The organism is Terrisporobacter vanillatitrophus (assembly GCF_051148895.1).
GTDB classification, from domain to species: Bacteria; Bacillota; Clostridia; order Peptostreptococcales; family Peptostreptococcaceae; genus Terrisporobacter; species Terrisporobacter vanillatitrophus.
This window is the reverse complement of record NZ_CP154628.1, coordinates 1-5,581: the sequence shown is the minus strand read 5'-3', so window position 1 is coordinate 5,581 and position 5,581 is coordinate 1. Positions and strand designations below refer to the sequence as shown.

Here is a 5,581-nt window from a genome sequence, read left to right as displayed (position 1 = left end):
TTTTTCACCTTCTTTTTTATATTTTACATATATCTATCATATTAGTGCTATTAAATGTTTTTGTCAAAACATTTAACTTTATAGGTATTTTGACAGGCGTATCAAAATATAATAGAGCCATTGCATGGAGCTAAGAAGGAAAAATAAATAAAATAGAGTATTTAATATTATGAAGGGGGGGTTACTTATGAATTATTTACTTCGAGGAATATCAGAATGTATAATAGCAATACCTTTTGCATTAATAGTATTTGGTATTTATTATATTTGTACTAAATTTATTTTGAAAAAGAAAATAGTCTTAACTTCATTAGATACTTTATGTAAAGCATTATGGATTATTATGTTATTTACTATTTTAAGTATAACTGGTATTCTTGAAAATGTTATTAATAAAAATTTTAGAGATATTCACTCAATAATAAGCATTACTGAATATATAGATTTCTATGTTTTTAGAGATGGGTTAACACTTGCTACAATATTAAATTTAATACTATTTATTCCTTTTGGCATATTAACTATAATGATTTTCAAAAAGTTTTCTTCTAGTATTTTAATTGGATTGTTTTTTTCAATAATAATAGAATTTGTACAAGTATTTATAGGAAGGTTTGTACAATTAGAAGATATTTTTATGAATACTTTAGGTTGTGTGATTGGTTGTTTCTTAGGCTTTATAATTTTAAAGTTAAAGGAAAAGGGCTATATATTAACAGAGCTTTAACTACTTATTATAATAATTCTTAATTAAATAAAATCCAAAAGCCAGATTTTGAAAAGCTTAAATCTGTCTTTTCACTTTTTATTTAATTAATTTTTTATTATATATATTAAATGAAATTATTAAACCGATAGTGATGATAAATAAACTTATTATAAAATTCATTAACGAATATTCTAAGTGTTTACCTGAAAGTAGATTTGTTAATATATGAGCTAATAAATTTGAAAACAGACATAATAGAAATAATTGAATAAAGACATTTATTAGACCCTTTTTAAACCAGGGACAAATAGATAAATTATTATATTTATTATGTAATAATTTTTGTAAAGAAGTAAAAACAACTATTATTATAGAAAGTACACTCATAAAAATTCCTATAAGTTTTATAATGTTAATTGAATTATTAGATGAAAGTTTAATAAAACTAGTATTAAGCTTTAATATATTATTTAATTGATAATCGAAGATATCATTTTTCTTTACCAAATATTCAAGGTCACTTATAAATTCACTTAGTGGGAAGTCTTCACTTAAGCCAACTATTCCATTTGTTTTCTGTAAATAAAAGAAGTTAGTAAACATTACTTCTTCAGTAGAATTAAATTTAATATTATCTGACACATTAAATGACGGTGTAATAATATATGTATCCAAGGATTCTAAATTATTTGAATCTAAAGGATTTAAAAGGGTATTTTTTTCTAAAATCCCAACTACTTTAAACTTGAATTTAAAATAATTTAATTCACCATCAATTGTATCACCAACAGAGTAATTGTTTTTAAAATCATTGCCTAATAATATAGGAATAACTTGATTGAAATTTTTAAATAAAAAGTCTTCAGAGGTAAACATACGACCTTCGCAAACTTTTATATTGTATTTATCTAAAATAGATTCACTAACAATTTTATTTTTTATACCAGATAATCTTTCGCCATTTATAACTACATCTCCATTTTCATGAATATCTTTACTATACTTAAATTCATTATAAAACTTTTCTTCACCATTAAACTTTTTTAAATATAGTTGTTGATCAATATACTCATAATAATTAAATTTTGAATTATTAATCAAATCACTATGGAAACTTTTTAGATTAGAAAAATAGGATTTGTCTGAAATAACTTTTTGTTCTAGTTCTGAATTTCCATGTAAATTATCTGCTATTTCGTAGTTAATTTCATTGTTCTTTATATTTACATGTGTATGTAAATTAATATAATTTTGTATTATTAGATTAGTAAGTATAAGTGTAAAAGATAATTGAAAAACCAAAAGTAAACTTAGTAATTTAAATTTTGATATATTATTAAAATTCATTTTTAATCTCCTTAAATGTCTTAAGTTATTGATATTTTATAAAAAAATAACCTATATGAAATAGGCTATTTTTTATAAAATAATTGTTTTATTTACCGTAGAATACTCTAGTATAGAATCCTGAATGCAACATATATTTTTTAGTGTTAGTTGCCCAGACTTTACCATAGCCAGTTTTTCTTGGGCTAACTGATTTTCGTAACCCCAAAAGATATGTAGCAGCAGATGTGTAATGATACACCCCGCCATTGTTTTGAATATTAACCCATCCACGCGAACAAAATGTTGTATGATCACTATTATATAAGTCTGAAATTCCGCTAGTAATTTTATCGGCTGCAAATGAATTTGTGCAATTTCCACCTAAAGCAGCTATTAAACATAATCCTACGATACTCTTTTTAAAAATTTTTTTTAATTTCATATGGCCCCCCTATAATAATACTTATTTATTTATATATTCAATTAAAAATATAAGATTCCCTCTAAAACGGTATATAAATTCTATTGTTTCAAGCATTTCAAGAGTCTTAAAATGCTTGAAATTGATTTAAATGCATCTCATAATATAAATATTTTCCTAAAAAAATTAATTACTTTTTTACATGTTTTTATTTTAGGTTTGTAAAATAAGTTATGCTTGTGTTACAAAGGAGTTACTTTTATAACCGATACAGTTTACAATAGAAATTATAAGGTTATTTTTTTATTGGGGGTGTAGGAGTTGAGTAGTTTTATAAACAAGTCTTTTAATAATCAACTAGAAATATTGAATGATTTACTCTCTGATGGATTAACTGTAAAAGAAGTTAGAGCTAATTTAGGAATTGGCGAAAAAGTTTTACAAAAGATTATAAAAGAAAATGGATATAAGTATGACCAAAGGCAGAAGAAATATATAAGTAACACAGAAGTAGTGAAAAGTAACACAAGTAATGAAAGTGTTGAAAAATACATGGATAATGAAGGTTATCAAAATAACACACCTGTAACATTTAGGTCAGAGGAGTATCATAAACTGTTGGAAATGATTAAGAATTATGATGAGATGACTAAGAAATTAAAGCAGATGGACCAAGTTTATGAGTGGTATGAAAAGAAGATATTAGATGAAAATATAATTGATATAGAAATACCTAAATTACAAATCCTTGATAACGTAGAACAAAAAGAAATAGTAACTAGAAGTTTTAAACTGTATGCTGATGTAAATAAAGACTTTAAGAATTTTTGCAATAAAAGTAATTATAAGGCTCAAGATATAGTTTCTGTCGCTCTTAGGGAATTTTTAGACAAGTATGATAAGTGATCAATTTGAAGGATAATTAAAAGAACTAGGGACTGATGTAATTATTTGTTGACTAGATAGGAAATAAATAGTAGAATTGATTTATAAAATTACATAAAAAAAAGTTTCAAACTTACAGTATCAAATAAGACCTAGGAAATCTTACTTGATATTAAACCTACAAGTGTCGAACCACTATGTAAGAGTTGGTAAATTTAAAACTTCTTTAAGTAACACGAATTTAAAAATGTATTGGAACCATACAAGTTTAAAAATGAGTTACTTATAATCAAATTATGTATAAATTCTATCATAGATATACATAGATTTGCAATAGAAAAAGGAGTTATTTAATAAACTAATGATTATACAGCCTGTTCCAATTTGTGGGACAGGCTTTTTATATTGTAATAAATTAAAAATTGAATAGGGGCAACAACATTGAAGTTGCAGAGGGTTTTATAAGGAAGCGTGTTTGACCTAGAGCCAAGGGGATGAATAGACCTATTCATTGTCTAGTGCCAACAGAAACACTTGGGTAATCAATCCCAACAGCATAATAATATTCATCAGTACTGGATATTATAGGGGCTGAAAGTGGTAACCTTGCACCACAACAAAAAAGAGAAGGGCATGAGGCATTCCTTAGTGGGATTATCAAATATACCTGTGCTACGGGGGGGAATGGTAGCTTATATTAAGTTATAAATGTATTAAGTTACAACAGGTTGATAATTACGAGTACTGTGTCTTGATCCTTGCATGGTGGTAACATGCCAGGGGGGGTGATATACCTTTTCAAGATAGTTTTCCTACACTTGTGTGTAGGGAAACTATGTCAAATTACAGAAAAGGTGATAGATTAAAAGAATAGTAATTACAAGTAAAATGTTTAAATTAAACAACTTTGACATAGTTTCTATATACTTTAGTGATATGGTAAAAACAGTATAGAAAATTGTAAATCTGAATACTCAGCTGACAAATCTACTGACATTAGTATAAAAAAGTATATATGTCAGTAGATTTGAAAGTAGCAATAGTGTAATTACTAGTTAAAAAAGCCATGAAACACTTTCTTCTATGACTCAAAAAATGAATGCTTTTATGAAGGACTAAATCTATTTTTTTATATCTAAAAACTAAATTTCTAAGCTAATGTTATTTAGTTTTTCTAAGTGATTTTTCATTAAAGGATTTAATGTTTGTAAAAGTTCTTTCTCTAAAGAATCTGTAGAAAAATATTTATCTAAACCAACTTTAAATTTAAAATTAGATATTAAATCAATTTTATCACCACAAGTTGTATCATCAAAAACATTAATTTTAAAATTATAAATATTATTTTTTCCATAATATATGTTTTCAGATAGAGCAAAATCATGAATGTCACATGCAAGTTTATAAAAAGGTTTAATATAATAAATACCTCCTTTAAAACCTTCATAATCACATTCTACTATTTCTACTTTTGTTCCCTGAAGATTTCCATTACTCATATACTTAGAATACGTTTTAATCTTTTTTAAGGTACTTTGCGACTCTTTAATTGTCTCTTTTAGCATCTCCTTTGTAGTTTTTAAACTATGTATTTCTTTTTTTAAATCTTTGTACTCTTTTACACTCATATGTTTATGAGAACCTATAAAATCTCTTTCAAAACCTTCTTGGCTCATTAAATTTTCTATAAGGTCAGTTTCTTTTTTTCTCCATTCTTCAAATGAAGATCCTTGCTCTTTTAATGCTTTTTCATAAGAAACTCTTTTTCTTAAACCTTTCCCATAATGTGCTACTGGAACATAATTTATATGCAAATGTGGATTGGCTTCATCTAAATGCATAACTGCATTATAAACTTTTAAATTTGGATTTCTACTTTGAAAGGTTTTCATATATTTATCTAATATATTTTTTTTCAAACCTACAATTTCGTCTGTAGTGTTTTCATCTTTACTACCTATAGCTACTATAAGCTCTCTTTGATGTTCTGTTTTTTTATCGTTTAATATCTTTTTATAATAATCATTTATTTTCCTATCGTTTCTTTTCTGTTTGGAATTATATTCTCTTACAACTTCATCAAATTCGTTCTTATAAATTTCTCTAATATCTTTTTGAATATAATAGATATTTCTTTCTAATTTATCCAAATCAATATCTTTGTTTCCAAAGATATTGATTCTATTGTTATGAGAAATTGATGTCGTAGTATCAGTATGAAAACTTATGCTACTCAT

The 5,581-nt window shown here is 25.2% G+C and carries 5 protein-coding genes; 2 read left to right on the top strand and 3 right to left on the bottom strand.

What is annotated here, in order from left to right; all coding sequences use genetic code 11:
• The first annotated feature begins 187 nt into the window (after window positions 1-187).
• Window positions 188-727 carry a VanZ family protein gene (locus tag TVTCOM_RS19875; RefSeq protein WP_434799780.1) on the top strand — a complete coding sequence of 180 codons (540 nt, stop codon included), beginning with the start codon at window positions 188-190 and terminating at the stop codon, window positions 725-727.
• 78 nt (window positions 728-805) lie between these two features.
• Here TVTCOM_RS19875 and TVTCOM_RS19870 read toward each other — a convergent pair whose 3' ends face one another.
• A complete protein-coding gene (locus tag TVTCOM_RS19870) occupies window positions 806-2,056 on the bottom strand; it encodes a hypothetical protein (protein WP_347449112.1) in 1,251 nt (416 codons plus the stop codon).
• An 88-nt stretch (window positions 2,057-2,144) separates the two neighbouring features.
• Window positions 2,145-2,480 carry a hypothetical protein gene (locus TVTCOM_RS19865; protein WP_347449111.1) on the bottom strand — a complete coding sequence of 112 codons (336 nt, stop codon included), beginning with the start codon at window positions 2,478-2,480 and terminating at the stop codon, window positions 2,145-2,147.
• A 300-nt stretch (window positions 2,481-2,780) separates the two neighbouring features.
• Between TVTCOM_RS19865 and TVTCOM_RS19860 the strand changes: the two genes are divergently transcribed.
• Complete coding sequence (locus tag TVTCOM_RS19860) at window positions 2,781-3,365, top strand: hypothetical protein (RefSeq protein WP_434799781.1); 585 nt, start codon at window positions 2,781-2,783, stop codon at window positions 3,363-3,365.
• Window positions 3,366-4,486: 1,121 nt separating this feature from the next.
• Here the strand turns inward: TVTCOM_RS19860 and TVTCOM_RS19855 are convergent.
• Window positions 4,487-5,581: a plasmid recombination protein gene (locus tag TVTCOM_RS19855; RefSeq protein ID WP_347449114.1), complete on the bottom strand. Its 1,095-nt coding sequence runs from the start codon at window positions 5,579-5,581 to the stop codon at window positions 4,487-4,489.